Origin of the sequence: Aeromonas sp. R10-1 (assembly GCF_040908465.1) — a bacterium.
Lineage (GTDB): Bacteria > Pseudomonadota > Gammaproteobacteria > Enterobacterales > Aeromonadaceae > Aeromonas > Aeromonas caviae.
Map to the genome: position 1 here is coordinate 13,813 of NZ_JBFODT010000036.1, position 26,042 is coordinate 39,854.

General features: G+C 59.5%; 25 protein-coding genes and 1 other annotated feature. Of the genes, 8 read left to right on the forward strand and 17 right to left on the reverse strand.

The annotated features are described in order from the left end of the window. Positions 1-22 precede the first annotated feature (22 nt). Positions 23-1,102, forward strand: a complete 1,080-nt coding sequence (locus AB5Y93_RS17685; RefSeq protein ID WP_045523960.1) for an FUSC family protein — start codon at positions 23-25, stop codon at positions 1,100-1,102. Positions 1,103-1,171: 69 nt separating this feature from the next. Here the strand turns inward: AB5Y93_RS17685 and AB5Y93_RS17690 are convergent, their stop codons facing one another. The 8 genes from AB5Y93_RS17690 to AB5Y93_RS17725 all read right to left on the reverse strand — a co-directional run bounded on the left by AB5Y93_RS17690 (position 1,172) and on the right by AB5Y93_RS17725 (position 7,717). Next, positions 1,172-2,545: an HD-GYP domain-containing protein gene (locus AB5Y93_RS17690; protein WP_045523958.1), complete on the reverse strand. Its 1,374-nt coding sequence runs from the start codon at positions 2,543-2,545 to the stop codon at positions 1,172-1,174. An 84-nt stretch (positions 2,546-2,629) separates the two neighbouring features. Continuing rightward, positions 2,630-3,187 carry a DUF3332 domain-containing protein gene (locus tag AB5Y93_RS17695; protein WP_319884014.1) on the reverse strand — a complete coding sequence of 186 codons (558 nt, stop codon included), beginning with the start codon at positions 3,185-3,187 and terminating at the stop codon, positions 2,630-2,632. Positions 3,188-3,331: 144 nt separating this feature from the next. Then, positions 3,332-4,627 carry a methyl-accepting chemotaxis protein gene (locus tag AB5Y93_RS17700; RefSeq protein ID WP_368229960.1) on the reverse strand — a complete coding sequence of 432 codons (1,296 nt, stop codon included), beginning with the start codon at positions 4,625-4,627 and terminating at the stop codon, positions 3,332-3,334. Between the two features lie 202 nt (positions 4,628-4,829). Next, positions 4,830-5,294, reverse strand: coding sequence for a GNAT family N-acetyltransferase (locus AB5Y93_RS17705; RefSeq protein WP_368229961.1), 465 nt, complete (start codon positions 5,292-5,294; stop codon positions 4,830-4,832). Between the two features lie 60 nt (positions 5,295-5,354). After that, complete coding sequence (locus AB5Y93_RS17710; RefSeq protein WP_368229962.1) at positions 5,355-5,810, reverse strand: DoxX family protein; 456 nt, start codon at positions 5,808-5,810, stop codon at positions 5,355-5,357. After that, positions 5,807-6,559: a putative DNA-binding domain-containing protein gene (locus AB5Y93_RS17715; protein ID WP_368229963.1), complete on the reverse strand. Its 753-nt coding sequence runs from the start codon at positions 6,557-6,559 to the stop codon at positions 5,807-5,809. Before AB5Y93_RS17715 ends, AB5Y93_RS17710 begins: the two co-directional genes overlap by 4 nt. Next, on the reverse strand, positions 6,552-7,394 hold the full coding sequence (locus AB5Y93_RS17720) for a DUF692 domain-containing protein (RefSeq protein WP_368229964.1): 843 nt from the start codon (positions 7,392-7,394) through the stop codon (positions 6,552-6,554). Before AB5Y93_RS17720 ends, AB5Y93_RS17715 begins: the two co-directional genes overlap by 8 nt. Before the next feature lie 59 nt (positions 7,395-7,453). Further along, the gene (locus AB5Y93_RS17725) at positions 7,454-7,717 is read right to left on the reverse strand and encodes a DUF2282 domain-containing protein (RefSeq protein ID WP_010673595.1); all 264 of its coding nucleotides are present in this window, start codon (positions 7,715-7,717) and stop codon (positions 7,454-7,456) included. A 297-nt stretch (positions 7,718-8,014) separates the two neighbouring features. Here AB5Y93_RS17725 and AB5Y93_RS17730 point away from each other — a divergent pair, with 297 nt between their 5' ends. After that, the gene (locus tag AB5Y93_RS17730) at positions 8,015-10,039 is read left to right on the forward strand and encodes a BCCT family transporter (protein WP_368229965.1); all 2,025 of its coding nucleotides are present in this window, start codon (positions 8,015-8,017) and stop codon (positions 10,037-10,039) included. Between the two features lie 160 nt (positions 10,040-10,199). Here AB5Y93_RS17730 and AB5Y93_RS17735 read toward each other — a convergent pair whose 3' ends face one another. Then, positions 10,200-10,580: a hypothetical protein gene (locus AB5Y93_RS17735; protein WP_368229966.1), complete on the reverse strand. Its 381-nt coding sequence runs from the start codon at positions 10,578-10,580 to the stop codon at positions 10,200-10,202. Positions 10,581-11,058: 478 nt separating this feature from the next. Between AB5Y93_RS17735 and AB5Y93_RS17740 the strand changes: the two genes are divergently transcribed. Genes AB5Y93_RS17740 through AB5Y93_RS17750 form a run of 3 tightly spaced genes read left to right on the forward strand, consistent with a single transcriptional unit; the run spans position 11,059 to position 14,240 of the window. After that, positions 11,059-12,246 carry an SIR2 family protein gene (locus AB5Y93_RS17740; protein ID WP_368229967.1) on the forward strand — a complete coding sequence of 396 codons (1,188 nt, stop codon included), beginning with the start codon at positions 11,059-11,061 and terminating at the stop codon, positions 12,244-12,246. Next, the gene (locus tag AB5Y93_RS17745) at positions 12,239-14,029 is read left to right on the forward strand and encodes an ATP-binding protein (protein WP_368229968.1); all 1,791 of its coding nucleotides are present in this window, start codon (positions 12,239-12,241) and stop codon (positions 14,027-14,029) included. Before AB5Y93_RS17740 ends, AB5Y93_RS17745 begins: the two co-directional genes overlap by 8 nt. A gap of 1 nt (position 14,030) precedes the next feature. After that, positions 14,031-14,240: a KTSC domain-containing protein gene (locus AB5Y93_RS17750; protein WP_368229969.1), complete on the forward strand. Its 210-nt coding sequence runs from the start codon at positions 14,031-14,033 to the stop codon at positions 14,238-14,240. Between the two features lie 295 nt (positions 14,241-14,535). Here AB5Y93_RS17750 and AB5Y93_RS17755 read toward each other — a convergent pair whose 3' ends face one another. From AB5Y93_RS17755 to AB5Y93_RS17775, 5 genes are all read right to left on the reverse strand, one after another. Beyond that, positions 14,536-14,937, reverse strand: a complete 402-nt coding sequence (locus AB5Y93_RS17755) for a nuclear transport factor 2 family protein (protein ID WP_368229970.1) — start codon at positions 14,935-14,937, stop codon at positions 14,536-14,538. A 124-nt stretch (positions 14,938-15,061) separates the two neighbouring features. Beyond that, positions 15,062-16,336, reverse strand: a complete 1,275-nt coding sequence (gene thrC, locus AB5Y93_RS17760) for a threonine synthase (RefSeq protein ID WP_368229971.1) — start codon at positions 16,334-16,336, stop codon at positions 15,062-15,064. After that, a complete protein-coding gene (gene thrB / locus AB5Y93_RS17765) occupies positions 16,333-17,325 on the reverse strand; it encodes a homoserine kinase (protein ID WP_319899313.1) in 993 nt (330 codons plus the stop codon). The genes thrC and thrB overlap by 4 nt, the downstream gene beginning before the upstream one ends. 1 nt (position 17,326) lies before the next feature. Next, positions 17,327-19,786, reverse strand: a complete 2,460-nt coding sequence (gene thrA, locus AB5Y93_RS17770) for a bifunctional aspartate kinase/homoserine dehydrogenase I (protein ID WP_104451710.1) — start codon at positions 19,784-19,786, stop codon at positions 17,327-17,329. Between the two features lie 57 nt (positions 19,787-19,843). Then, positions 19,844-19,974: a sequence feature (Thr leader region), on the reverse strand. A gap of 72 nt (positions 19,975-20,046) precedes the next feature. Further along, positions 20,047-20,754 carry a tRNA/rRNA methyltransferase gene (locus AB5Y93_RS17775; RefSeq protein ID WP_039039357.1) on the reverse strand — a complete coding sequence of 236 codons (708 nt, stop codon included), beginning with the start codon at positions 20,752-20,754 and terminating at the stop codon, positions 20,047-20,049. A gap of 195 nt (positions 20,755-20,949) precedes the next feature. Between AB5Y93_RS17775 and aceK the strand changes: the two genes are divergently transcribed. Beyond that, positions 20,950-22,677 carry a bifunctional isocitrate dehydrogenase kinase/phosphatase gene (gene aceK, locus AB5Y93_RS17780; protein ID WP_368229972.1) on the forward strand — a complete coding sequence of 576 codons (1,728 nt, stop codon included), beginning with the start codon at positions 20,950-20,952 and terminating at the stop codon, positions 22,675-22,677. A 102-nt stretch (positions 22,678-22,779) separates the two neighbouring features. Here aceK and AB5Y93_RS17785 read toward each other — a convergent pair whose 3' ends face one another. Next, positions 22,780-23,169, reverse strand: a complete 390-nt coding sequence (locus tag AB5Y93_RS17785; RefSeq protein WP_368229973.1) for an META domain-containing protein — start codon at positions 23,167-23,169, stop codon at positions 22,780-22,782. Between the two features lie 166 nt (positions 23,170-23,335). Here AB5Y93_RS17785 and AB5Y93_RS17790 point away from each other — a divergent pair, with 166 nt between their 5' ends. Further along, positions 23,336-23,812: a hypothetical protein gene (locus AB5Y93_RS17790; RefSeq protein WP_039039355.1), complete on the forward strand. Its 477-nt coding sequence runs from the start codon at positions 23,336-23,338 to the stop codon at positions 23,810-23,812. A 3-nt stretch (positions 23,813-23,815) separates the two neighbouring features. Here AB5Y93_RS17790 and AB5Y93_RS17795 read toward each other — a convergent pair whose 3' ends face one another. Both AB5Y93_RS17795 and AB5Y93_RS17800 read right to left on the reverse strand, forming a co-directional pair. Next, positions 23,816-24,295, reverse strand: coding sequence for a putative 4-hydroxy-4-methyl-2-oxoglutarate aldolase (locus AB5Y93_RS17795; protein ID WP_039039382.1), 480 nt, complete (start codon positions 24,293-24,295; stop codon positions 23,816-23,818). A 113-nt stretch (positions 24,296-24,408) separates the two neighbouring features. Then, a complete protein-coding gene (locus tag AB5Y93_RS17800; protein WP_368229974.1) occupies positions 24,409-24,801 on the reverse strand; it encodes a DUF3293 domain-containing protein in 393 nt (130 codons plus the stop codon). 385 nt (positions 24,802-25,186) lie between these two features. On the opposite strand from AB5Y93_RS17800, the gene arcA reads away from it, so the two are divergent. Next, the gene (arcA, locus tag AB5Y93_RS17805) at positions 25,187-25,906 is read left to right on the forward strand and encodes a two-component system response regulator ArcA (protein WP_010673581.1); all 720 of its coding nucleotides are present in this window, start codon (positions 25,187-25,189) and stop codon (positions 25,904-25,906) included. Positions 25,907-26,042: the final 136 nt, after the last annotated feature.

Sequence of the window (26,042 nt, forward strand, 5' to 3'; positions counted from 1 at the left end):
GACCCGAGATAAGAGAACGCCCTTGCGCCTCAATGCCCCGCTCTCCCGCTTCGATCTGCTCATCTATGGCCGCTACCGCCTGGTCCACGGCCTGCGCATCGCCCTGGCCTTCACCCTCACCTTCCTGCTGACCCGGGAGCTCAAGCTGCCGGAGAGCACCTGGCCCCTCATCACCCTGGTGGTGGTGATGGGCCCCATCTCGTTCTGGGGCAACGTGCTGTCGCGCGCCCTGCAACGGGTGGTGGGCACCGTCTTTGGCGCCGCCTGCGGGGTGGTGGCCCTCTATCTGGAGCTCTACTCCCTGCCTCTGATGCTGGCCTGGTGCTGCGCCATCATGTTCCTGTGCGGCTACCTGGCGCTCGGCAAGCGCCCCTATGTGGGGCTGCTCATCGGCATCACCCTGGGGGTCATCGTCGGCGGGGTGCCCGGGGACATCGAGACCGCGCTCTGGCGCAGTGGCGACGTCATCCTGGGATCGGTGCTGGCACTGCTGTTTTGCAGCATCTACCCCCAGCGGGCCTATACCCACTGGCGTCTGCAGATGCACGACACCCTGCAGCAGGCCGGGCGGCTCTACCACACCCACCTCTCCCCCAACGTGCTGGAGCGCCCCAAGCTCACCCGAAGCCATGCCCGCCTGCTCGCCAAAATAGTCAGCCTGCGCCCCCTGCTGGCCCCGGCGGTCAAGGAGACCCGCCTTGGCAGCCCGCTGTTCGAGGCGACCCAGACCACCCTTCGCAACAGCGTCTGCACCCTGGAGATGCTGGCCAACACCTACTGGCGGGATCGCCAGAGCCACTTCCTGATGCAGAGCCACCCGGGGCTTCGCGCCTGCCAGCAGGCGACGGAGTCAGTGCTCACCGAACTCGCCCTCATGCTCAAGAGCGGTGATACCACGGCGGCCGACCAGGCCATCGGCCGCCTGCAAGAGGCCGCCGCCCGGCTCGATGGGGACGCAAGCCAGGCGCCAGGCCAGGGACACGACCCCACCCTTGGCGGCTACCTCTGGCTCAATCTCCATCTCATCGAGCAGCTCGCCCACCTCCATCGCCTGCTGGGGCTGGTGCTGCAACCCTATGCCAAGCCCTCGGCCCGCCCCTGATCGCGCCGCCTGCAACCGCCCACAAAAAAGCCCCGCCGATGCGGGGCTTGCTTGTCTCGGGCTCGCGCCTTAACTTGCACGAGCCAGGGGCTGCTCCGGAGTGAGGTAGAGGGAGAAGTCCTCTATCCCCGCCTTCAGGGCGGCAAAGCAGTCGGGGTCGATGGCCGTGCCCAGGTTTTCCGCCATCATCTCCAGGGCCCGCGGCACCGGGATGGCATCCCGATAGGGGCGCTTGGCGGTGATGGCATCGAAAATGTCGGCGGTGGTGATAATGCGCGTCTCTAGGGTGATCGCCTCCCCCTTGAGCCCCTTGGGGTAGCCCTTGCCGTCGAGTCGCTCATGGTGGGCGCCTGCCACCTGGGCCAGCTCCTCGAAGGCGCCGATGCGGCTCAGGATCTCCTCGGTGTAGGCGGCATGCATCTGCACCGCCGCCCACTCCTGCTCGTCAAGCTTGCCCGGCTTGTCGAGAATGGCGTTGCTCACCCCGAGCTTGCCCACGTCGTGGAGCAGGGCACCCCGCTTGAGCCAGCGTCGCCGTGCCTCGGACAGCCCCATCTGGGCGGCGAGGATGTCGGTATAGAGCGCCACCCTGCCGCTGTGCCCCGCGGTATAGGGGCTCTTGGAGTCCACCACCTGGCCGAAGGCCGCCGCTATCTCGTCCAGATAATCCTCATCCAGCGCCACCTCCCCCTGCCCCGCCGGGTGGGCGAAGACCCGCTCCGCCAACGCGGGATCCGCCAGCCCTTGCCAGAAGGCGTCGTCGGCCAGCGCCTCGAAGGCCCTGACCAGGGCGGGATCAAACCAGTTGCCGCTGCGCTCGCGCAGCTCCCTCATCGCCGCGTCCGGTCCGGCGGCGGCGTGAAACACGTCCACCACCTGACAGAGCAGGGCGATGCGGGAGAAGAGCGGGATGGCCTCTCCCGCCAGTTGTTGCGGCCGCCCTTTGCCGCTCCAGTGCTCATCCAGGGAGAGGATCCCCTGGGCCACCTCGTCGCTGAAACGCAACTGGCGGGCGATGTCCGCCCCCCGGTGGCAGCGGGTCAGGATCAGCTCGTTGGCTATCTGATCCCCGTTGCGAAAGATGTGGAACAGGCTGCGAAAACGGCCCAGCAGATCCGCCTGCAAGCCGGTGTGGCCCAGCACGAAGTTGACCACCTCGGAGAGGGAGCCATCCACCAGCTTGAAGTCGCGCTTGAAGTGAAGATCGTCGGTGAGATAGAGCTCGCAGATGCGGGCGGCATTGCTGCTGCACCCCAGATCCTTGAGCAACAGGGTGTAGTAGAGGTCGTGGCGCTGCCGGGCATCCAGTCCCAGTTGCTCCCCCAGACGAGAGCCTATCCAGCAGCAGCGGATGCAATGGCCTCTCGGCTGCCCTTCCGTCATGTCCAGAGCATGGCTGAGAGAACCAATCAGCTCTGCCAAACGCAACCCGTTTACCGTCATAGCCCACTCCCTCTACATCGGGGCGTACTTGCCCGCAGGCATGTATAGCATTTGTTGGGAGTAAAGGATCAGGGGCGCGACAAATTATACCTGCACCGCTCCCCGACTTGCCGCCGCATCGCGCTGCTCGCGGCTCAGGGTCGAGACCAGTCTGTCGTCCAGATAGAGATCCAGTCGCTCCCCGCGCATCTCTCCCCGCATCAGGCTGCGCTGACCGTCGATGTAGTGGATCTCCATCTGGGCGGTGCGCTCGTCCGGGTAGCTCACTTGCACCTCGCGCACCCCTTGGGGCAGCAGGGCCAGCGGCACCTGGTTGAGGGCGGGATCCAGGTGCGGGTTCACCTTGATGATCGCATCGCTCTTCTGATCCACCAGGGCGGGCGCCTTGCCGGTGATGGGGTTCTTGCCGGACCAGAATTCGATGGTGTTGAACACGAAGAGATCCGCCGTGGCCGCCAGGCCATAAACGGGGGAGAGCAGCACGAAGACGCCGGCACGGCCGTAGCGATTGTCCACCACGCTGAGGTTGCCCTTGGTCACCATGGAGGAGAGGCCCATCTGACCCATGCAACCACCGAGCCCCAGGCTCGCCCCCATTCCCAGCAGCAGGGCCAGTGCCCTGCCTCTCTGTCGTACTGCCATTGTTGTCTACCTGCTCAATAAAAAGGAGGCGGCAGCCTAAACAAGGGGGCCGGGCGGCACAATGACGAAGGGGGGCCTCATACAGCCAGGGTTCAGCCTGGCCGTCCGATCGCTCACTCTGTTGGCAATCTTGCGGTCAGCCCCTCAGATGGAGAGGGCCGACACCGTCTGGGAGACCCTGTCCGCCTCCTGGTGGATCTCGCTCATCAGCTTGTCCACGCCGGCGATCTGCTGCTTGCCGAGTTCGGCGCTGCCCGCCACCCCGGCCATGTCGTCGGTCACCCTGGCGGTCAGCTCGCGGTTCTTCTGCACCACCTTGGCGATCTCGTCGGTAGAGAGCGACGTGCGGGCGGCCAGCTGGCGCACCTCGTCCGCCACCACCGCAAACCCGCGCCCCTGCTCACCCGCCCGCGCCGCCTCGATGGCGGCGTTCAGGGCCAGCAGATTGGTCTGATCGGCGATGGCGCTGATGGTCGAGACGATGGCCTCGATGCTTCTGGACTGCTCGTTGAGCTGGCCGATGAGGGCGATGGCCTCATCCACCTGGGAGGCGATGAGGGAAGAGGTCTGCACCACGGCGCGCAGCAAGCCCGCCCCCTCCTCTGCGCTGTGCAGGGTCTCCTGGGCGGTGCTGTGGGCCAGGCGGGCCGCCTCCCGGGTGGCGTGGTTCTGCTCGATGCGCGCGGTGATGTCGCTGGCGAACTTCACCACCCGCACCACCTTGCCGCTGCCATCCCGGATGGGGTTGTAGGTCGCCTCCAGCCAGACGGCCTGCCCCCGGCTGTTGTGGCGCATGAAGAGGCCGGATTTGAACTGGCCCCGGGCCAGTTCTTCCCAGAAACGGGGCTGCTCGCGCAGGAAGGTTTCGTCACAGAAGATCCTGTGGTGCCTGCCCGCGATCTCACTCAGGGTGTAACCCATGACGCTCAGGAAGTTGGCATTGGCATGGAGGATGTCGCCGTTCGGGGTGAACTCGATCATGGCCCGGGAGCGGTCCAACGCCTCGGTCAGCGCTTCGAGCCGCCCAAGCCGCTGGTGCTGTTCGGTGACGTCGCTGGCAATCTTGAGTACCCGGGTCACCCGGCCCTGGTGCTTCACCGGGAAATAGGTCGCCTCCAGCCAGCGCGTCTCCCCCTGCCGGTTCACGCGCTCGAAGGTGCCTGACTGCACCTCCCCCTGGGCCAGGCGGCGCCAGAACTGGCGATAGTCACCGGACTCCCCCCAGGCCCTCGGACAGAGCTGGCTGTGGGGCTGCCCAATCAGTTCGGCGGCACCATATCCCATCAGGGCCAGGAAAGGGGTGCTCGCCTCCTGGATGATCCCCTCCGGGCTGAAGATGACGGTGGCGGCACCCGCCTTGATCGCCTCTATGATGCCCTGCTCCTCGTCGAGCCGGGTCTGGCATGCCTGCAACTGCGCTTTGAGCTTCTGATTGAACATGACACTTCTTCCTCGTTGACCATCCCCATGGGCACCACCGCCTCACCCGTTGAGGGTATCGGCACCGCCAGCGCCGACATAAGTGGTCGGACGACTGAAACGAATGGGGCGCGCAGTGTATAGAAAAGCGGCGATGCCGCCAAGGGCTCCCAGTACGCAGCCCTTGTGAAAGAGGATCAGCCCGGTGCAGAAAAAAAGGAGGCTAACGGGCAGGTACGCACTCGAGGCAGGCGGGATTGGCGGCAAAGCCGAACCGTTCGTAGATAGCGCGCCCATCACTGCTGGCATGGAGCCACAGCTTGCCCAGTTGCTGCTCGCGGGCATACGACACCATGACCACCAGCAGGGCGTTCGCCATTCCCCGTCTGCGCCAGGCCGGCCGGGTGTAGATGTTGAGCAGGTACCCTTCCCGCCCCGCCAGATTGCCCGGGTAGGGCGGGCGCACGAAGAGTGCCAGGGTGGCGCACGCCACCACCTCGCCCTCCTCTTCCACCACCCAGCTACGGGCGCTGCCCTCTTCCTGCGCCTGAATGAAGTAGGCCTGCGTCGCCTCCCTGAGGACCGGATCCTCATCGGGCCGGGCAAGTTCCCCCACCTCACAAAAGAGCGCCATGCGCAGTGTCGTCAGGGCGGGAATATCGGCCGCCAGGGCCTCGCGAACCTTCATCTCTTCTCCTTTGCATTCCTTTCCCACCCGTCAGTCAGGCAGGGCTCGTGTGCGGCCACCTTACGCCGGAGGCGAACGACGGGCAAGGCGCCAGCTGTCGAGCCCCAGGGGGCCCGCCCCCCACACAGCCAGGGTCAGCAGCATCCAGCCCCACAACTGGTGATCGTGAAAGCCCCCCGCCCAGAGGGCCGGGTAGGAGATGACCGCCATGGCGTTGAAGCCAAACAGCAGCAAGGCGACCGGACGGGTGAAGAGGCCCGCCAGCAGGAAGAGGGGCAGCAACAGCTCGGTCGCCGTGCCCGCATAGGCCGCCCACAGCCAGGGCAGCAGGGGCACCTGATATTCAAACTCGAACAGATAGAGGGTGCTGTCCCAGGCCGTGAACTTGAGCCAGCCGGATCGCAAAAAAATGGTGGCGACCCAGAGCCTGGCAAGCAGCAACAGGCCACCGCTGCACCAGGGCAAGATGCGTTCAACTAGGGGGCCAAGGGGCCTGGCAAGGGTTTGCGTTGTCATGGTGCAAGCTCCAGATCGACCAGCAGGTCGAGGGTGATGAGGGGGGCCAGGTGTTCGGCCATGGCGGGATCCTGAGCCAGCAGGCTGGCCAGCGGCCTGCCCTGCAGGCAGCCTTGCAGCAGACGCCAGGCGGCGGCATCCAGGGGAATGGGGTCGACCCGGTGTCCGGGGCGTTTCTTGAGTGCCAGGGAGCAGACAGCATCCAGCTCCCTGACCGTCTCACCGCCGTGCAGGGCCATCTGCCAGAGCGCCAGCACCGGATGGGGGCTCTCCAGGAGCAGCAGATCGCAGGCAGGATGCAGCACCAGCCGCTCCCAGTGGTCAGGGGTCATGGCGGCAAGCCGCTCGGCGGGCCAGCGCCGCGTCTCTGGCGCAAGCAGCGAAACCCGCTCCAGCCCCCACTCGAAGCGGGCCAGCTCCCCGAGCCAGGGCAACGCGGCCGTGGTGGGCAAGCGTACCAACCAGTCGCCAAAGCCCTCCCCGTAGTCCATGACGCTCCCCTCCTCCAGAGGTGCCGCCAGCACGAACCCTCGTGCCGCCGCCTCAAAGAAGGTCTCGCCAACCATGGCGCGTACCGCGGGGTAGCTGCTGGCGAGCACCTCGGTGAGGCCGAGGATGAAGTTGTTGCGATAGATCTGCAACAGGGCGTCGGGGGCAAAGCGTCCCGGCTGAATGTGCCCGAGGATGGCATCATCCTGGCCGAGCAGCCCGCTCGCAAAAGCGCGTTGCAGGGAAACAAGCTCAGACATGGGCGGCCTCCCTGGATGTTTGCTGCGCCGTGCTCAGGATCTCGCTGGCACGCTGCACCTCTCCCAGCAGCACCGGCAGCGGGGGGATCGCCAGATCCCATTCAATCAGGGTGGGGATGGCGCGCTGCTGGCAGACCTGCTCGTAGAGCGCCCAGACGGGCTCGGCCACGGGGGAGCTGTGGGTGTCGATATAGAGGGGCCCCTGGGGCAGGTGCTTCTCGGTAAAACCGGCCAGGTGAATTTCGCCGACCGTGTCGAGGTCGATAGTCGCCAGATAGTCGTCCACCTCCAGGCCGTGATTGACCGCGCTCACATGGAGGTTGTTGAGATCGAGCAGGACGCCGCAGCCGCTACGCCCAGCCAGCTCGGCCAGAAACTCGGCCTCCCCCATCTCCCCCGCCAGTTGCAGGTAGGAGGAGGGATTCTCGACAAGCAGTTGTCTGCCCAGTGTCTGCTGCACCCGATCTATCTTGTCGCTCATGTGCAAAAGAGCGGCCCGGGTGTAGGGCATGGGCAGCAGATCGTTGAAATAGCGCCCGCCGATGCTGCCCCAGCTCAGGTGCTCCGACACCCGCACCGGCGAGATGGCCGCCACCAGGGCCGCCAGTTGGCGCAAGTGCCCGGCATCGAGCGGATCGGCGGAGCCCAGCGACATGCCGACTCCGTGAAGGCTCACGGGGTAGTGCCTCGCAAGCTCCGCCAGCACCTCGAAGCCCTGGTTGTGGCGCTCGAAGTAGTTTTCGCTGTGTACCTCAAGCCAGCCCACTCGGGGCAGGGTGTGGCGGATCTCGTCGTAGTGCGGGGGGCGTAAACCGATACCGATCAAGGGGTTCATGGCTGGGCTCTCAATAGATAGGGCCATGATGTGGCGGGCGCCACACCATGGCATGCGGCTTACTTGGGTTGCAGGGACCCGCCAGCGAGCTTCTCGCACAGCCCCTTGGGCACCACCACGAAGGCATCCCCCTGGGCATCCATCTTGGCGGTGCCGGCGCAGGATCCGCCCTTGGTGGCGCAATCGTTCTTGCCCGCCTTGACCACGCCGTAGCACTTCTCCTTGTCATCCGCAGCCATGGCCGGCGCGGCGATGAACTGGGCACCCAGGGCCAGCAGACCCGTCATGGCAGAGGCGATGGCAGTACTTTTTTTCACGTTCATGTCTCTATTCCTTGTTGTCGAGAGTGATGTCTCCGGCGCATCTCATCCGGCTACGTTCAATAGAACCGGACGAGGGGGGAAAAGATTTCCCAAAAAACGGCATCAACTCGCTATTAACAAACAAGAAAGCGGTAACCATCTGATTTAAAGGCATAAAATACGATAAAAAAACAGACCGACGAGTGCCTCCCCCACTGTGCTCATGGCCGTTGACCCCGTCACTCGCCGTCCACCCCTTGTCTGCTTTGCACCCGAGGGGCCTATAGTGTCTTGAGTCCTTCCACCCAAAGGTGTCCCATGAACGCTCCCCGTCCCACCAGATGCACCCTGTCGCTGCCCATCTTCATCCCGGGTCTGCTCTTCATCCTGGCGCTGCTGGCCATCTGCTCCCTGGCCCCGGAGGCCGCCGCCCGCTTCTTTGGCAGCGGCCAGAGCTGGATAGCCCAGCACTTCAGCTGGTTCTATGTGCTGGTGGTCGGCATGTTCCTGATCCTGCTGCTGGTGATCGCCTTCAGCCACTTTGGCAACATTCGCCTCGGGCCGGACGATGCCCGCCCGGAGTTCAGCTTCACCTCCTGGCTCGCCATGCTGTTCGCCGCCGGCATGGGGATAGGGCTCATGTATTTCGGGGTGGGCGAGCCCATGAGTCACTTCGTCTCCCCGCCCCAGGCGACGCCCCTGACCCAGGTGGCCGCCCGCGAGGCCATGGTCACCACCTTCTTCCACTGGGGCTTTCACGCCTGGGCCGTCTACGCCATCGTCGGCCTGGTGCTGGCCTACTTCGGCTTTCGCTACAACCTGCCCCTGACCATCCGCTCCGGCCTCTATCCCATCTTCAAGGAGAAGATCCACGGGCCGCTCGGCCACGCGGTGGACGTCTTCGCCCTGGTGGGCACCATCTTCGGCATCGCCACCACCCTGGGCTATGGCGTGATGCAACTCTCGGCGGGGATCACCCGCCTCACCGGCATGGACACCTCGGGGGAGCTGTTTCGCTTCGGCCTCATCGGGGTCGTCATCACCCTCGCCGGCATCTCGGCGGTCACCGGTCTCGACAAGGGGGTGAAGCGCCTCTCCGAGCTCAACCTCTTTCTCGCCATCGTGCTCCTGCTGTTCGTGCTGGTAGCCGGCCCCACCCAGTACCTGCTGGGAGCCCTCTCGGAGAACATTGGCAACTATGTCTCCTCTTTAAGCCAGCTCACCTTCCGCACCTTCACCTACAGCGAGACCCGCCAGGCGGGCTGGTTCGGCAACTGGACCCTGCTCTACTGGGCCTGGTGGATCTCCTGGTCCCCCTTCGTCGGCCTCTTCATCGCCCGCATCTCCCGCGGACGCACCCTGCGCGAATTCATCCTCGGCGTCCTGTTCGTGCCCACCGCCTTCAACCTGCTCTGGATGACGGTGTTCGGCAACGCCGCCATCTGGGCCAGCCAGCATGAGGGGGGCACAAGCCTCATCGACTCGGTCGGCAACATCGATACCCTGCTGTTCAACTTCTTTGACCTCTTGCCGGGAGCGGACATCACCTCGGCCCTCGCGGTGATCCTCATCAGCGTCTTCTTCGTCACCTCCGCCGACTCGGGAGCCTTCGTCATCGACAACATCGCCACCCAGGGCAAGGAGGGCTCACCGGTCTGGCAGCGCCTGTTCTGGGCTCTGCTGCTCGGGGTCACCGCGGGTACCCTGATGAGCACAGGGGGACTGGCGGCACTCCAGTCCATGACCCTCATCGCCGCCCTGCCGTTTGCCTTCATCATGGTGCTGCTCTGCCTCGGACTCTGCCGCGGCCTTGTCGCGGACAAGGAGCACTCGGCCAGGCGCCTCTCCCCCGCCACTGACTTCTGGAACGGCAAGCAGTGGCGCACCCGGATGGATCACCTGCTGCGCCCCTCCACCGAGCAGGAAGCCCGCGCCTTTGTGGACAAGGTCGCCCTGCCCGCCCTGACGGCCCTGAGTCAGGAGTTCGCTGCCCGGGGCATCACCAGCCGGGTCGAAGAGGATGGGCCGGATCAGTGCCATCTGCTGGTGCCCCAGCAGGGTCGCCGGGACTTCTGCTACGGGGTGCGCATCGAGGCCCGCCCCGCCCCCGCCTTCAACCCCCTGGAGGCGGCCCACAACCACGATCCCGAGGCCCGCATCTTCGAGCCCATCACCTATTTTGCCGATGGCCGCGCCGGTTACGACATCCAGTACCTGACCCGGGACGAGCTGAGTGCCGACGTCTTGCGCCAGTACGAGCGCTATCTGGTGCTGAGCCAGGACGAGGGGCAGGATCTGCTGAGCAGCGCCCCCGAACATACCCAGCCAACCCAGGGAGAGTGATGACCAGGCAGGGATCAAGTCAGCTCCCCGCCCACAGCTTATGGCCGGGCACACTGGCGGCGAGGGCTACCCCCACCACCCATCACAACAGAGAAAGGGGCCCCAGGGCCCCTTTCTCATCACTGCCTCAACCGGCGTTGGTGTCAGAGCCTCAACCGGCTCAGGCGGTTTTCACGCACTTCTGGATAAAGCTGTTCTTGGCAGCCCCGGCGAGCTTCTTGTCCGCCGCCGCCTTCTCGCACTGGGTCGCCTTGTCGGCGGCCCCGTCCGTCTTCAGGCACTTTTGCACGAAGCTGTTCTTGGCCGCACCGGCCAACTTCTTGTCGGTGGCCGCTTTCTCACACTGGCTTGCCTTGGCACTGGCGGAGGCATCCTTGACGCACTTGCCCACAAAGCTGGTCTTGGCGGCCCCCGCCAGCTTCTTCACCGCCGCCTGGGCTTCGCACTCTTGCTGCGCGCCAGAGGTTGCGCCCTGGGCTACCCCCATTCCCATGCCCATTACCGTCACACACAGACTCAATACCATCAGGATCCGCTTCATATGACCAACTCCCTTCGTTCTATCCATTGTGGTTGGCCCCCACTCACGCGGGCCAAACGAGGCACCCTCGCCTCGCTGCACTATAGTCCCCCCTCCCCGTGACAACAAAATGCCCCCTTCCTTCTCGACAACCCCCTCCTTGCCCACGCTCCGGCCACCCGGCGCCTTCGCTTCAATTGTTGAGCTGGCGCAAAAATCCAGCGCTTCCTTGCGGTTGCGTCAACTTTTGACTGGTTTGCGTATGAGGCTTGAGGATATGCTGGCCATTCGGCGCCTACAGCACCATCCGGGCCCCGCCCGCTGGTCGATGGAGCGCATTGGAAGCTGTAATCCAGGGGCGGTAGCGTTGATATGGCCCGTAAACTACATCAATACAAGTAACTTGATGCAACTCTTGCGAAGAGCAGCATACAAAGAATAGGCTGGCAAGGGCGTTATACTTCCCAGTTCTCTAAAAATACATTTTAGTGGGATAAAAATGATCGCATCTATACACAACCCCGACACATATATGTTTGACTTCCGACAACTTGTAACTAATGGAAGAAAGAAAATAGGAATACTTATAGGAGCAGGAGCTCCAGTGAGTATCAATGTAGGCCAAAATGGGCAATATGAGCCTTTAATTCCTAATATTGAAGGACTCACAAAACATGTTAAGGAATCCCTTACCCCACAATTACTTTCTATATTCGAAAAACTTGAGGAAGGTTCAACCAAAAAAGATTTAGAAAAGATCCTTTCTGACGTAAGAACCTTGGCGGATATTATAGGTGAACACAAGGTTCATGGAGGTGACTCTGATATATTTAAAGAATTGGAATTCGCAATTTGTTCAAAAATAAAAGATGTTGTTAGCAAACCACTTCCTGAAAATCAAAATCCCTACAGTGAATTAATATCATGGATAAATGGCATAAACCGCAGTTACGGTGTCGAGATTTTCACAACAAACTATGATCTATTATGTGAAGATGCATTAGAACGCTCCCAGACACCATTTTTCGATGGTTTTACTGGCTCAAGATTCGCTTTTTTTGATCCTGCCAGCATTTCAAAAAATGATCTTCCCCCTAGGTGGGTAAGATTATGGAAATTACACGGTTCAATTGGTTGGATGATGCGCCCAAATGGACAAGTAACAAGAGTTCCTGAGTGCGAAATATCCAGCATGGTTTACCCATCCCACATTAAATACTCTCAAACCCAAGCCGCCCCCTTCTCTGCGTTATTCGAAAGATTGAAAAACTTTATAATGGAGCCTGATTCATTACTTATAACCACAGGTTTTTCTTTTGCAGATGCACATATTTCATCAAAAATAAGTGAATGCCTTTCAGCAAATCCTACAAGCGCAGTAATAGCATTTCAGTATAAGAATATTAACGAAGAGTGTTATGCCGTAGATTTAGCTAAAAGAACACCTAATCTCAGCATTTACTGTAGGGATGGAGCAGTTATAAATACGATAAGTGCAATTTGGAAAACTGGTGAACTTCCCAGTAAAAACTGGGCATCAGTCCGGAAGGAGTATTTAAATAATAACAACGAATTTATCTTAGGCGATTTTAAATTCTTAGCGCGATTTTTAGCTATTGCTGGCGGGGAAGTATCCGCGTTTACAATGGCCTATGAAGATAAAGCTGAGGATAAAACTGATGAGTAATACAATGCTGAATTCAACATCTATAGGGGTTATAGTATCTATATCTAGCTCTTCCATTTCAATTAGACTTTCTCAAAAAGTTAACTCTGGATTATTATTGATCGAAGGAAGGACACATAAGGTAGGTCAAGTTGGAAGTTTTGTAAGGATACCTCAAGGTTATAATGATTTATATGGCGTAGTAGCTTCAAGTAATGAAAGTTCCACTATAGATATTGATGAAAATGTCTCGCTAGAAAACAGAATGATTAACGTTGAGCTAATTGGTGAAAGTTCTTGCGGTTTCTTTGATAGAGGCATTAGTCAATATCCAGCAGTGGGTGATGAAGTCCACATGGTTTTGGATTCAGACTTAAAAATAGTTTATGGCTCTAGAAGCAAAAACCTCATCACCGTTGGTAAACTAGCTAGCTCTGAAAGTATAGATGTTAATTTAGATATCGATAAACTTGTCACAAGGCATTCAGCAGTGGTTGGTTCTACCGGGTCAGGGAAATCAACTAGTGTAGCTGGATTACTACGTTCAATTAGTCTGTTAAATAATGGAGAGAACAATTCTTCAAGAATTTTACTAGTAGATATGCACGGGGAATATTCGGCTGCACTTAAAGATATCGCAAAAGTATTCTCAATTGATCCTTTAGAAGGAGAAAGTAAATTAAGCATACCTTACTGGGCTCTTCCAACCGAAAAGCTTATTGATTTTTTATGTGGAAACATTAATGAACTAAGTAAGAATGCAATGATCGAATATATCACTGAGGAAAAAAAGAGCTCTCTTAAACCAAATAACATTACATACATCAATGAAAGCAAGATAACATCTTTTACTCCACTCCCTTATAACTTAAAAAAACTATGGTATAGATTTACTTTTGATGATACTGCAACTTATTTAGAGAAAGGTTTTATAAATCCAGCGTTCAAAGATGGTATTGAAGGTGATACAGCTACATTAGTCCCTCCTAAATTCATACCTCCTGGAACATCAAGTAACCCACCATTTAAGAGTGGGAATCATGTACTATCAAAACAATTAAATATGATGAAGGCTCGATTGCTTGATAGTCAGTATTCATTTTTCTTATCTCCGGAAGGATATACTCCAGACGAAAATGGTAAAATCCATAAAGATCTAGACTCACTTTTAGATGAATGGTTAAACCATGAAAAACCAATTTCTATTTTAGATTTATCAGGGATGCCTTCAAATCAACTAGACATGCTTTTAGGCTCTATCATGAGCATTATTTTTGAAGCTTCTCTTTGGGGTAGGAATTTAGATTCAGGATTTAAGAAAAACCCCATTTTATTTGTTCTTGAAGAAGCTCATCGATATCTCTCAAATAATAATAGTGGATTAACTAAGGACTTGGTTCAGCGAATTGCCAAAGAAGGTAGGAAGTTCGGTGTGGGTTTAATGATAATTAGCCAAAGACCTTCTGAAGTAGATGATACCATATTATCGCAATGTGGAACATTATTTGCCCTCAGATTAACAAATGCTAGTGACCGTTCAAAAGTAAAAGCTGCGATGTCAGATGGGCTAAGTTCACTAATTGATTCATTACCTATTTTGAGAACGGGAGAAGCAATCATTATTGGTGAGGCCGCGAAATTACCTGCACGCTGCAAATTCAAATTACCTCCAGAGGGTTTTTATCCTGACAGTCAAGATCCTGAGGTGAGTAAGTGCTGGGCACAAAGCAAAAAAAACAATAGAAACTACTCAAGCTTAATTGAAGCATGGCGTTTAAATAAACCGATAAAAGAGGATAAGTAAAATGGAAAGAATAGCCGTCAACTCATCTAACTTAGCATCAGTAGGCTATGAAAATAATTCACTAACACTTGAAGTTGAATTTCTTCATGGAGGGACTTACCAATACTATGGTGTCACAGAAGATGTATATACAGCCCTAATGAATGCTGATTCAGTTGGATCTTTTTTCAGCCGAAATATAAGAAACAATTATCCCACGCAAAAAATTTAATTCATTAACCATTAATGATGGTCACTTGGATTCCACCTTAAGATATTGACGCCTCGTTTACAAAACCCAGGGCACTGAATTTTTAGTCAGACTGTACAGGTCGGTTATCCCCGTTGTGACAAATGGTGCAAAAAGGTGGGCTCCCCAATTCAGTAAACAAAACGGGTGGTACTGAGAAGCACCACCCGTTTTCATTTTCCGCTTCTATTCCCCCCCACCCAACATATATTCCCTCCCAACCTCCACCCCTTCCACAAATTCGGGATCGTAGGAGGTCAGTAACAGGGTGACCGACTCATAGAGCAGCAGCCAACAGCGTAGTGCCGTAAGAGTTATCTATGGTGCAGCGCCACTGCCCATCCACCTCCTTGCGAAACACATAGGTGGCGCGGCGGGTTTCATCTGTCAGGCCCCCCTGGCCATCCGGGTAATTGAGCCGGGTCTCCATGATCACCAGGGCGTTGTCGGCCCCCTCGATCACCTCCATGGCCCCCTGGGTCACATCAAGCTGGCCGTCAAAGTAATCGGAGATGGCAGTGAAGGCGTGGCGGATGGCGGGAATGCCGCGCACCACCATGTCGGGTTTGACCACCAGGGCGGCGTCCTCGGCATAGAAGGCCATCAGGGCGTCGAAGTCGCGCCGGGAGATGGCGGCGTCACAGGTCTCGATCAGGGTGTGCAGGGGATGCGGGCTCATGCCGTGCTCCTTGTTTCAGGGGGATCAGGGCGGGCTACCCGCCCTATACCGGACATCAATACCGGACATAAAAAATCCCCCGCTCTCGCGAAAAAGCGGGGGATCGTCAGCGTCTCATGACGGCTTAACCGAGCAGGAAGGCCTTGAGGCGGCCAAAGTCTGCGGGCAGATCCTGGGACAGGAGCGGCAGCGCGGCGTGCTTGGCGAGCGGGCCCGGCAGCGGCACATCCAGATTCAGGATCTCGTCCACCGACTCCTTGAACTTGGCCGGATGGGCGGTGCAGAGGAATACACCGACCTCGTCTTGCCCAAGCTGCTCGTTCAGCAGATCCCAGGCAATCGCCCCGTGGGGCTCGCACAGGTAATCCAGCTGATGCAGGCGTTTGAGCGCATCGCGGGTCTGGGCATCATCACGCATCCCTGAGCCCAAGGTTTCCAGCGCCCAGCCGTTGCGACGGCACAGCTCTTCCACGCGCGGCCAGTTGTTGGGGCGGCTCACGTCCATGGCGTTCGACAGGGTCGCGACCGTCTGGTGCGGCTCCCACTGGCCGGTTTTCAGGTAGCGCGGCACGGTGTCGTTGGCGTTGGTGGCGGCGATAAAGCGCTTCACCGGCAGCCCCAGCGCCTTGGCGATGAGACCCGCGGTGAGGTTGCCGAAGTTGCCGGACGGCACGCTGATGACCGCCTTGGCGCGATCGGCTTTCGGCAACTGGGCCACGGCTTCGAAGTAGTAGCAAACCTGGGCCAGCAGGCGGCTGATGTTGATGGAGTTGGCGGAGTTGAGGCCGATGGCGGTCTTGAGCCCTTCATCGTCGAAGGCATCCTTGACCAGCGCCTGGCAGGCATCGAAGTCACCGTCGATGGCGAGGGTGCGGATGTTGCCGCCGAGGGTGCAGAAAAGCGCCTCCTGCAAGGGGCTTATCTTGCCCTTGGGGTAGAGGATCACCACTTCAATCCCCTCCAGGCCGTAGAAGGCGTGGGCCACGGCGGCGCCGGTGTCGCCGGAGGTGGCGGTGAGGATGGTGATCTTGTCATTGGTTCTGAACGCAGCCAGACACTGGGCCATGAAGCGGCCGCCGAAATCCTTGAACGCCAGGGTCGGGCCGTGGAACAGCTCGAGGGCATAGGTGCCATCTTTCAGCTTCACCAGGGGCGCCGGGAAGGTGAAAGCGGCGTCGATGAGCTCACTCACCTTGGCAGCCGGTACTTCGTCACCCAGCAGGTGGCTCAGGATGCTGGCCGAGCGCTCGGCCAGCGGCAGATCCAGCAGGGCATCCACGTCGGCCAGCGGCTCCAGGGTCTCTGGGAAGAACAGCCCCTGCTCGCGGCCCAGACCCTGACGCACCGCCTGGGCGAAGCTCACCTGTTCACTCTTGTCCTTGATGTTGTAAAGATTCATAGCTCGCTTCCTGTTACCCGTGCCCCGGCCATGTCCAGTTTGCAGACCCGGGCAAATCCATCTTCATTGCGCACAAAGTGCGCTTCCATCCACTCTTTCATGCGTTCGGCCTGGGCCAGATCCTTCATCACCACGAACACGGTGGGACCGGACCCCGAGATGCCGGTGGCGAGCGCCCCGTTCTGGGCCCCCTGGGCCCGCACCTCGTTGAAGCCTTCAATCAGGGCCGCGCGATAAGGCTCGGCGATCACGTCTTTCAGGACGCTGGCGGCCAGCCCTTCCTGGCGGCTGTAGCTGGCATGCACGAAGGCGGCAAGCCGGCGGCCATAGGTGAGGCAGTCCTGGCGGCGATACTGGGCCGGCAGGATGGCGCGGGCGGCGGCGGTGGAGACCACGGTGCCCGGGTAGCAGACCACCCAGTACCACTCGTCAAACACCGGGATGCCCTGGCTGATGACGCCCCCCTCCTCCAGCACCAGCTGCATGCCGCCCAGATAACAGGGCGCCACGTTGTCGTAATGGACGGAGCCGGAGATCTTCCCTTCCATCTCCCCCATCAACAACAGCAGGTCGTGTTCATTGAGAGGGGCGCCGTGGAAGGCGTTGAGCCCTTCCAGCGCCGCCACGACGCTGCAGGCGCTCGATCCCAGGCCCGAGCCCACCGGCAGGTTCTTCTCCAGCACCATCGCCAGCGGCTTGAGGGTCAGGCCGCGCTTCTCCAGCGCCTCGCCATAGGCGACCCAGCAGTCGTGGAGGATGTTCTTTTTCGGGTCGTCCGGCAACTTGTGGGCGTAACGGCCCACGGAAGAGAGAGCGAAAGGCACCTCTGCCGATTTGACCTGGACGCGGTCACCCAGCAGGGAGCCATCCACGGGGGCGAGCGCTGCCCCCAGGACGTCAAAACCCACGCTCAGGTTGGCGCTGGAGGCCGGGGCATAGGCCACCACGCTGCCGCCGATTTCTACATTCGGGTTCATCTCTGAACTCATGTTACAGCTCCTGCTTCCAGTTCTGGGTGCGCAGCACGTCGGCGAAGACACCGGCGGCGGTCACTTCGGTCCCTGCGCCATAGCCGCGCAGTACCAGGGGGATGGGCTGGTAATAGGTGGAGAAGAAGGCGAGCGCGTTCTCCCCGTCTTTTACCTTGAACAGGGGCTCGTCGCCACCCACCGCCTTGATGGCCACCTTGCACTTGCCACCCTCGATGGAGCCGACGTAACGCAGCACCTTGCCTTCACGCTGGGCCGCCGCGAACTGATCGCGGAACCAGCCGTCGGCCTCGGGCAGGCGGGCCATGAAGGCTTCCACGTCGCCGCTCACGTCAAAGCCCGGCGGCAGTGCCTGCTCCACCTCCACATCGGAGAGCTCCAGCGCCATGCCGGCCTCGCGGGCCAGGATCAGGAGCTTGCGAGCCACATCCATGCCGTTCAGGTCATCGCGGGGATCCGGCTCGGTGAAGCCGTTGCCGCGGGCGATCTGGGTCGCCTCGGAGAAGGCCATCCCCTCGTCCAGCTTGCCGAAGATGAAGGAGAGCGACCCGGACAGGATGCCGTCGAAGGCGCGCAGCTTGTCACCGGCCTTGATGAGGTTTTGCAGGTTCTCGATGACCGGCAGGCCCGCGCCCACGTTGGTCTCATACAGGAACTTGCGGCGAGTCTGGCGGGCGGTGCGACGCAGCGCCTTGTAGTAATCCAGCGACCCGGTGTTGGCCTTCTTGTTCGGGGTGACCACGTGGAAACCAGCCCCTAGGAAATCGGCGTACTGAACGGCCACGGCTTCGCTCGAGGTGCAGTCGACGATCACCGGGTTGATGAGGTGGCTCTCTTCCACCAGCTTCTTCACCGCCTCCAGGCTGAAACTGCCTTGTGCTTCCACCAGCTGTTCACGCCAGTTGGCGAGGGCCAGGCCATCCTTGTTGACCGCCATCTGACGGCTGTTGGCGATACCCACTACCCGCAGGCCGGTGCCCTGCTCGGCCAGTACCGGCTGCTGACGGGCAATCTGATCCACCAGGGCCGCACCGACGCCGCCCACCCCGACCACGAAGAGATCGATGAACTGCTGGCTGCCAAAGAAGTTCTGGTGGCACGCCTTGATGGCTTCCGCCACCTTGCCGGAGCGCACGACCGCGGAGATGGAGCGCTCGCTCGATCCTTGCGCGATGGCGACGATGTTGATGGAGGCCTGGGCCAGGGAGGTGAAGAAGCGCGCCGCCATCCCCTTGGAGGTGCGCATGCCGTCACCGATGAGGGAGATGATGGCCAGATCGGTCATGATCTCGAGCGGGTCCAGCAACTGGTTCTTGAACTCCAGCTCGAACTCGCGCTCCAGCACCTTGCGGGTCTTGTCGCTGTCGTAGCTGTGGATACAGAAGCTGACGCTGTACTCGGAGGACGACTGGGTGATCAGCACGATGCTGACCCCGGCGCGGGAGACGGCGGAGAAGATGCGACCGGCCATGCCCACCATGCCCTTCATGCCGGGACCGGAGACGTTGAACATGCACATGCCGGAGAGATCCGAGATGGCCTTCACCTTCAGATCGTCATCCCCCTGATCTACCCCGATGAGGGTACCCGGACCCTGGGGGTTGAAGCTGTTCTTGATGAGGCAGGGAATGTGGAACTGGGCCACGGGGGCGATGGTCTTCGGGTGCAACACCTTGGCACCGAAGTAGGAGAGCTCCATCGCCTCTTTATAGGAGAGGGTTTTGAGCAGGTAGGCATCCGGTACCAGGCGCGGGTCGCAGTTGTAGCAGCCCTCCACGTCGGTCCAGATCTCGCAGCACTCGGCATCGACGCAGGCGGCCAAGACGGCGGCGGAATAGTCGGAGCCGTTGCGGCCCAGCAGCACGGTCTCGCCCTTGTCGCTGCCACCGGTGAAGCCCGGCATCAGGTAGAGACAATCAGAGCGCAGGCCCTTGGCGGCGAAGCGCACCCGGGAGGCTTCGATATCCACATGGGCTTCGAGGTAGCCGCCATCGGTGACCAGCAACTGCTCGGGCACGATGAGATCCAGCTCGATGCCACGCACCCGCAAGAGCTCGTGCATGAAGGCGATGGAGAGGTTCTCGCCACGGCTCAGGATGCGGGCCTGGACGTTGTCCGGGCACAGCCCCAGCAGACGAATGCCCTGCATCAGCCGCTCGACCTGATCCAGCTCGGCGGTGAGACGGGCCTGCAGCGCCTTGTCATCCAGCGCGGGATAGGCGGCTTTGAGCCCCGCCAGCAGGCGGGAGAAGATGCCGTTGATCTCGAACAGGGTACTGCTTGCATCCATGCCGCGACTGGTCTGTTCCACCAGGGCGACCAAGTGATTGGTCACCTTGGCCGGTGCCGACAGCACCAGGGCCACCTGGGATTGGCCGTGGGTATTCACCGCGATATCGGCAACCCGCAAGAAACGCTCTGCGTCGGCCAGTGACGACCCGCCAAATTTCAACACTCTCATCGCTATCTCCCTGTATTCCCTGCAAATTGATCTGCTAATAGGTCTAAAAACAATCCAACAAAAAAGGCCCGTACTGGGTGGGTACGGGCCTTTTTCTGATTTCTGTGCTTGTTCGTCAGCGCATCAACCGGCCCCAGTGCCACCTGTGGTGGTACCGGTAATAATGGTGGTGGTGATGATGTTGGTGAATAGCTGCATGACGAACACTCTTGAACGAATCTGGTTGTTAGCAATACCGCGCCCGGCGAGGGGCTGTCAACCTAAACCTCCTTGCCAAACTTGCGGGCAAGGTCTTTACAGAGCAGATGGAGCATATTGAGATCCCGCTGCGGCAGCATGGGCACTCGGTCCATCACCCATTGATGCAGTTTTTCATCCTGCGAAACCCCGAGTTCACCAAGCAATTCTGCTGTTTTTGATTTCAGCACGCGAACCTGCCCGGCACTCTCGAAATTTTCTGCTACGTCCTGCTCGTCGCTCACTTTCTGGTCATCGAGCAGCGGACTCAGCTCATAGGCATACAGCATGATCGCCTGACCCAGGTTCAGGGACGGGTATGAGACCTTGAGAGGCAGGTAGCTGATGAGATCCACCTGGGCGAGCTGTTCGTTGGAGAGTCCGGACTCCTCGCAGCCAAACACGATGGCCACCTTCTCGAGGGAGGGCTTGGCCCGGATCTGGTCGCGAATGTCCGCCGGGGTGAGGTAGTGCTGGTAGCGGCCGCGCTGCCGGGCGGTGGTGGCGACCACCAGATCCATGTCCGCCAGGGCCTCTTCCAGGGTGTCGAAGGCTTGCGCATCCGTCAGGATCTCCTGCGCCCCGTGGGCAACCCAGCTCGCCTCCTCCTCTTCGTGCACCCGGCTCCCCACCAGTCGCATGGCATCGAAGCCCATGGTCTTCATGGCGCGGGCAGCAGCCCCCACGTTGGCGGCACGGGCGGGCGACACCAGCACAAAATAGAGTTTCATCGGGTTCTCTCCAGGATGGGGCCGACGCCGCGAACTGCGGCGAACCGTCGGCAAAACAGGGGCGCAATCTACCGTTTATCCCGAAATATTGCCACTTGAACAGATGTTTGGATGTTGCCATAGTGGCCTTGGACGCGAGTCCGCCGCCTCAGGGCACTGACGCCATGGGCCCGACAGTTCACAAGGAAGAGAGAGATGCAGCAGCCATTGGAGCAGGCGGTCGCCGAGACGATCCTGCAACGTTTTGAGTCGTTTTACAGCCGCTTTCTCGAGATAACCCAGGGCAGCAAGAGCCGTTTCGAGAACAGCGACTGGCTAGGGGTGCAGCTCGCCGGTCGAGAGCGCATCCGCCTCTATGATCACCATGTCGGCGCCACCACGGCGCAGATCAAACAGATGATGGGGGAGCAGCTGCCGACCCAGGCCCTGCTCAAGCAGGTGAAAGGCGCCTTCAGCGATCTCCTGCCCCGCTGCGAGAACTTCGAGGTGGCGGAGTCCTTCTTCAATTCCGTCTATCGCCGCATCTTCCGCCATCGCAACATCCGCGACGAGAACCTTTATATCCACCCCTTCGTGAGCCGGGGCGACAAGCCTGACCTGGGATCCTTGCTGCGTATCTATCGCACCGATCTCTCCCACCTGCCCCAGACCCTGAGCCAGCTGCTCGGGGATTACAGCTTCACCCTCCCTTTCGAAGACAAGCAGCGGGACATCATGGACATCCACCGCCATCTGGCAGAGAGCGGCCCGGCCATCCTGCACGAGGAGCCCTTCGCCATCGAGCTGCTCAGGGAGGTGTTCTATCGCAACAAGGGAGCCTACCTGGTGGGGCTCATCCGGGTGAAGGGAGAAGTCTATCCCTTCATCCTGCCCCTGCTCAGCACTGGTCAGAGCATCTATGTGGACACCGTCATCTTCGAGCCGGAGCTGGCCTCCATCGTGTTCGGCTTCGCCCGCGCCTACTTCATGGTTTATACCCCGGTACCGGCGCTCTTTGTGGCCTTCCTTCGCCAGATCATGCCCCGCAAACCGGACTATGAAATATACAACGCCATCGGCTGCCAGAAACACGGCAAGACCGAGCTCTATCGTCACTACCAGCAGCACCTGGCCCAGAGCCGGGAGCAGTTCGTCATTGCGCCCGGCATCAAAGGGATGGTGATGAGCGTGTTCACCCTCCCCTCCTACGATGTGGTGTTCAAGGTGATAAAAGACGAGTTCACCCCGCCCAAGGAGGTGAGCCACGAGCAAGTGAAGGAGAAATACCGGCTGGTAAAACAGCACGATAGAGTGGGCCGCATGGCAGATACCCAGGAGTTCACCAACTTCGAGTTTCCCCTCGATCGCATCTCGCCGGAGCTGTTGACCGAGCTCAAGGCGGTGGCCCCCTCTGCGCTTACCCTCACCGCCGACAAGCTGGTGATCAAACACCTCTACACCGAGCGCAAGATGATCCCCCTCAACCTCTATCTGGATCAGGCGGACGAACAGCAGACCCGCCTCGCCCTGGAGGAGTACGGCAACGCCATCCGCCAGCTCGCGGCGGCCAACATCTTCCCCGGCGACATGCTGTTCAAGAACTTCGGGGTGACTCGCCACGGCAGGGTGGTCTTCTATGACTACGACGAGATCTGCTATATGACGGAGTGCAACTTCCGCCAGATCCCACCGCCGCGCTACCCGGAGGACGAGTGGAGCGCCGAACCCTGGTATTCGGTGGCACCCAACGACATCTTCCCGGAGGAGTTCGCCACCTTCCTGCTGCAAAAACCCCAGGTACGGGAGATCATGATGCAGTTGCACAAGGAGCTCTTCGACGCCAACTACTGGAAGATGCTGCAGAGCAACATCAAGGAGGGGATGTTCGAGGATGTCTATCCCTACCGGCGCAAGAAGCGGTTTCGCTTCCAGCGAGGGGGATGACCCGGCATCAGGCACAAAAAGGGACGCCATGGCGTCCCTTTTCACATTCTCCTGCACGCTGGCGCAGGGGTCGCCTGCGACAGCCTTTGACGAGATCCCGGCTTATTTCACAGCGTCAAAGGTCAGCAAGGTGGCCTTGTCGGCATCCTTTAGCACCAGCTGTTTGCCGCTGATCTGGAAACTCGCCACCTTCTCCAGGGTCTGCAGGTAGTTCATCTCCTTGCCGGCCAGATCCACCGCACACATCATGCGCGTCGAACCCATGGCGCCCAGCGTCAACACGCCGTCACCCTGCTCTGTGATGCCGCCAAAGTAGCGGTTGCAGCCGCCCTTGCCCGCCACCTTGTCACCAGCGACCTGCAGGGTGAAGGTGTCACCGCTCGCCCCTTGCAGTTGCCAGGTCGATGCCTGCAATTGTGCCAGAGTGGAACCCGTAGTCATGGCGCAGCCTCCCAGGGCCAGAGCGGCCAGCAGGATCAGTTTGTTGTTCATCAGTTCACCTCGTGATGGAGCGTGTCGTAACGACACGGAGTGAGGGGCCTGTGTACCATGACTGCGGCGTCAATCAAAACTCTTTTATTGTGATCGGGGTTCCCTTTACTCCCCGCTGGCATGTGCCATGCTTGTAGTCCTGTTCGGACCCAGGGAGGGGAAACGAATGGTCAAGTCTCTCGTCATCGCCATGGCATCCAGCCTCGTCTTTTCGGCTCAGGCCGCCGACTGGAGTTTTCTCCAGACCGAATCGGACAACCCGCTCTACGTCAAAAGCTATTCCGGCGTACTGCTCGGCAACCAGAGCCACCTTGGCGACAATTTCGACCTCTGGCTCATCAATACCGGCTATCAATACCCGCTTCAGGATGACATCAGCCTCTACATGGAGGCGGGCCCCGCCATCGGCCCCCAAAGCGGGCAGGCCGGGTTCAATATCAGCTCTGGGGTGCGCTATCGCCTCTCCCCGTCACTCAACATCGGCAGCCAGCTCAAGCAACTGGAGGTGAGCAAGGCCAGCACCCTGGTTGAGCTCAACAGCAGCCTGCTGGTGACCCCTTCCCTGGCCATCACCGCCAATTACGGACTCAGTGCCTTCAGCACGGAACACTTTCTCACTCTGGGCGTGGGCTTCAACTTCTGAGGTTCAGAGGAGCCTGGCGCCGCTCACCAGCACACCGTTGAGGTCGGCGTAGACATAGTCGCCGGGCGCTATGGTCACACCGGCAAAAGAGACCACGGTGTCCAGCGTGCCCAGGCCCCGTTTTTCGGTCTTTACCGGGCAGGGGGCCAGGGCCTTGACCCCCAGCGCCAGGGTCGCCAGCGTCCCCACATCCCGCACGGCACCATTGATGAGGATCCCCTCCCACCCCTGCTCCACCGCCTTGATGGCCAGCTGATCCCCGAGCAGCGCCCGACGCAGGGAGCCGCCCCCGTCGATCACCATCACCTTGCCATGGCCGGGACGATTGACCAGCTCACGCACCAGGCTGTTGTCTTCAAAGCAGGAGAGGGTCACGGCCTCGCCGTAAAACAGCGCCTTGCCGCCATAATCGTGAAAGAGGGGGTCAGCGATCCGAAGGGCATCGCCATGTTCATCGCAAAGGTCGGGCAGCAGGTCCAGCATGATCATCATCCTTCCATGGAATGAAATGTGTCCGCTCATTCTTTCATCATGTCGGGGCGCTGACAATCCACCGGCCGGGTGCCCTGTCCGGATGGCGGGGGGCCATGTCAGCCCTAAGGCCTGAACCGCCAGCGGGACGCAAGCGCCCCCAGATGACAGGGCGTCCCTTCCAGCAACACGGGCACCAGCCAGAGCTTTCCTTCACGCACCCAATAGAGGGCATTCTGGCCAAATCGGGCGGCCAGCCGGATCGCCTCTGGCTGCGAAAGCGGCAACAACAGAGACGCCTCCTGCCAGCGCTCATCCTCATCGCTCCCCCAGACCTCTCCCATGACGGGACACTCGCCCACTTGCCGGACAAGGGCTCGCTGGCGACGGGCATTGCGGCGCAGCCCCACCCACCGGCTGGCCGGGTTCCAGGCCGTGACAATGGCATAGGCTGGGCAGCAGGGAGGCGCAAAGGGGGCGATGAAGCACACTTTTCTGTAGTTTTCCCACAAAGTCATGTCAACCACATGTTACATCCCATTACATTTATTAAGGGCGAAAAAGCGGGTCAGCCCAAGTATGATGCAGCGAACTCGGGGATTGACTTATATCAAAGCTGAGTTAAAAAGTTGCTATCTGACGGCAAAGAGTGTTGTTATGCGCCTGTTAACTGATAAAATGCAGCAACTTTTGTAATGGACTACCTCTCCGGGCTTCTCTTGTTCAGACTTGTTGAGAGCCCATGTACGGCACAGGGATGCTTGCCGACATAGTTACCAAATTCGCGATGATTCGACCTGATATTCATACCCAGGATGACGTAATAAATTTTCAGGACCGGTCGGATAACGCCAAAGAGTGTTAAAATTTCGATAATTAACTGATAAGAATCTGGGAATACTCATGCAAACACCACATATTCTGATCGTCGAAGACGAGCTGGTCACCCGCAACACCCTCAAGAGCATCTTCGAAGCCGAAGGCTACATCGTGCTCGAAGCCAACAACGGTGACGAGATGCACCAGGCCCTGACCAGCCACACCATCAACCTGGTGATCATGGACATCAACCTGCCGGGCAAGAACGGCCTGCTGCTGGCGCGCGAGTTGCGTGAAGATGACAACATCGCCCTGATGTTCCTGACCGGTCGCGACAACGAAGTGGACAAGATCCTGGGGCTGGAGATCGGCGCAGATGACTACATCACCAAGCCGTTCAATCCCCGTGAACTGACCATCCGTGCCCGCAACCTGCTGAGCCGCACCATGAACGTGGCCGCCGGTGGCGAAGAGAAGAAGCTGGTGGAACGTTATCTGTTCAATGGCTGGGCCCTGGACATCAACAGCCGCGCCCTGGTCAGCCCGGCTGGCGACATGTTCAAGCTGCCCCGCTCCGAGTTTCGCGCCATGCTGCATTTCTGCGAGAACCCGGGCCAGATCCAGACCCGTGCCGAGCTGCTCAAGAAGATGACGGGCCGCGAACTCAAGCCCCACGACCGCACCGTGGACGTGACCATCCGCCGTATTCGCAAGCACTTCGAGAGCGTGGGCGACACCCCGGAGATCATCGCCACCATCCATGGCGAAGGCTATCGCTTCTGCGGCGAGCTGGAGCAGGAGTAATCCTCCCCACTCCCGAGTTGAAAAGGCGCCCTGTGGCGCCTTTTCCATGTCTGCGCCTTTCAGCTTGGCCGCTCTGGCACTCTCGCCGGCATCAAAAAACAGACAACAAAAAGCCCACTCGCAGGAGTGGGCTTTT

Excerpts from the sequence above, each read along its gene's own strand:
- AB5Y93_RS17690 (WP_045523958.1), bottom strand. The coding sequence starts at position 2,545 with ATGACGGTAAACGGGTTGCGTTTGGCAGAGCTGATTGGTTCTCTCAGC.
- AB5Y93_RS17695 (WP_319884014.1), bottom strand. The coding sequence starts at position 3,187 with ATGGCAGTACGACAGAGAGGCAGGGCACTGGCCCTGCTGCTGGGAATG.
- AB5Y93_RS17700 (WP_368229960.1), bottom strand. The coding sequence starts at position 4,627 with ATGTTCAATCAGAAGCTCAAAGCGCAGTTGCAGGCATGCCAGACCCGG.
- AB5Y93_RS17705 (WP_368229961.1), bottom strand. The coding sequence starts at position 5,294 with ATGAAGGTTCGCGAGGCCCTGGCGGCCGATATTCCCGCCCTGACGACA.
- AB5Y93_RS17710 (WP_368229962.1), bottom strand. The coding sequence starts at position 5,810 with ATGACAACGCAAACCCTTGCCAGGCCCCTTGGCCCCCTAGTTGAACGC.
- AB5Y93_RS17715 (WP_368229963.1), bottom strand. The coding sequence starts at position 6,559 with ATGTCTGAGCTTGTTTCCCTGCAACGCGCTTTTGCGAGCGGGCTGCTC.
- AB5Y93_RS17720 (WP_368229964.1), bottom strand. The coding sequence starts at position 7,394 with ATGAACCCCTTGATCGGTATCGGTTTACGCCCCCCGCACTACGACGAG.
- AB5Y93_RS17725 (WP_010673595.1), bottom strand. The coding sequence starts at position 7,717 with ATGAACGTGAAAAAAAGTACTGCCATCGCCTCTGCCATGACGGGTCTG.
- AB5Y93_RS17730 (WP_368229965.1), top strand. The coding sequence starts at position 8,015 with ATGAACGCTCCCCGTCCCACCAGATGCACCCTGTCGCTGCCCATCTTC.
- AB5Y93_RS17735 (WP_368229966.1), bottom strand. The coding sequence starts at position 10,580 with ATGAAGCGGATCCTGATGGTATTGAGTCTGTGTGTGACGGTAATGGGC.
- AB5Y93_RS17740 (WP_368229967.1), top strand. The coding sequence starts at position 11,059 with ATGATCGCATCTATACACAACCCCGACACATATATGTTTGACTTCCGA.
- AB5Y93_RS17745 (WP_368229968.1), top strand. The coding sequence starts at position 12,239 with ATGAGTAATACAATGCTGAATTCAACATCTATAGGGGTTATAGTATCT.
- AB5Y93_RS17750 (WP_368229969.1), top strand. The coding sequence starts at position 14,031 with ATGGAAAGAATAGCCGTCAACTCATCTAACTTAGCATCAGTAGGCTAT.
- AB5Y93_RS17755 (WP_368229970.1), bottom strand. The coding sequence starts at position 14,937 with ATGAGCCCGCATCCCCTGCACACCCTGATCGAGACCTGTGACGCCGCC.
- thrC (WP_368229971.1), bottom strand. The coding sequence starts at position 16,336 with ATGAATCTTTACAACATCAAGGACAAGAGTGAACAGGTGAGCTTCGCC.
- thrB (WP_319899313.1), bottom strand. The coding sequence starts at position 17,325 with ATGAGTTCAGAGATGAACCCGAATGTAGAAATCGGCGGCAGCGTGGTG.
- thrA (WP_104451710.1), bottom strand. The coding sequence starts at position 19,786 with ATGAGAGTGTTGAAATTTGGCGGGTCGTCACTGGCCGACGCAGAGCGT.
- AB5Y93_RS17775 (WP_039039357.1), bottom strand. The coding sequence starts at position 20,754 with ATGAAACTCTATTTTGTGCTGGTGTCGCCCGCCCGTGCCGCCAACGTG.
- aceK (WP_368229972.1), top strand. The coding sequence starts at position 20,950 with ATGCAGCAGCCATTGGAGCAGGCGGTCGCCGAGACGATCCTGCAACGT.
- AB5Y93_RS17785 (WP_368229973.1), bottom strand. The coding sequence starts at position 23,169 with ATGAACAACAAACTGATCCTGCTGGCCGCTCTGGCCCTGGGAGGCTGC.
- AB5Y93_RS17790 (WP_039039355.1), top strand. The coding sequence starts at position 23,336 with ATGGTCAAGTCTCTCGTCATCGCCATGGCATCCAGCCTCGTCTTTTCG.
- AB5Y93_RS17795 (WP_039039382.1), bottom strand. The coding sequence starts at position 24,295 with ATGCTGGACCTGCTGCCCGACCTTTGCGATGAACATGGCGATGCCCTT.
- AB5Y93_RS17800 (WP_368229974.1), bottom strand. The coding sequence starts at position 24,801 with ATGACTTTGTGGGAAAACTACAGAAAAGTGTGCTTCATCGCCCCCTTT.
- arcA (WP_010673581.1), top strand. The coding sequence starts at position 25,187 with ATGCAAACACCACATATTCTGATCGTCGAAGACGAGCTGGTCACCCGC.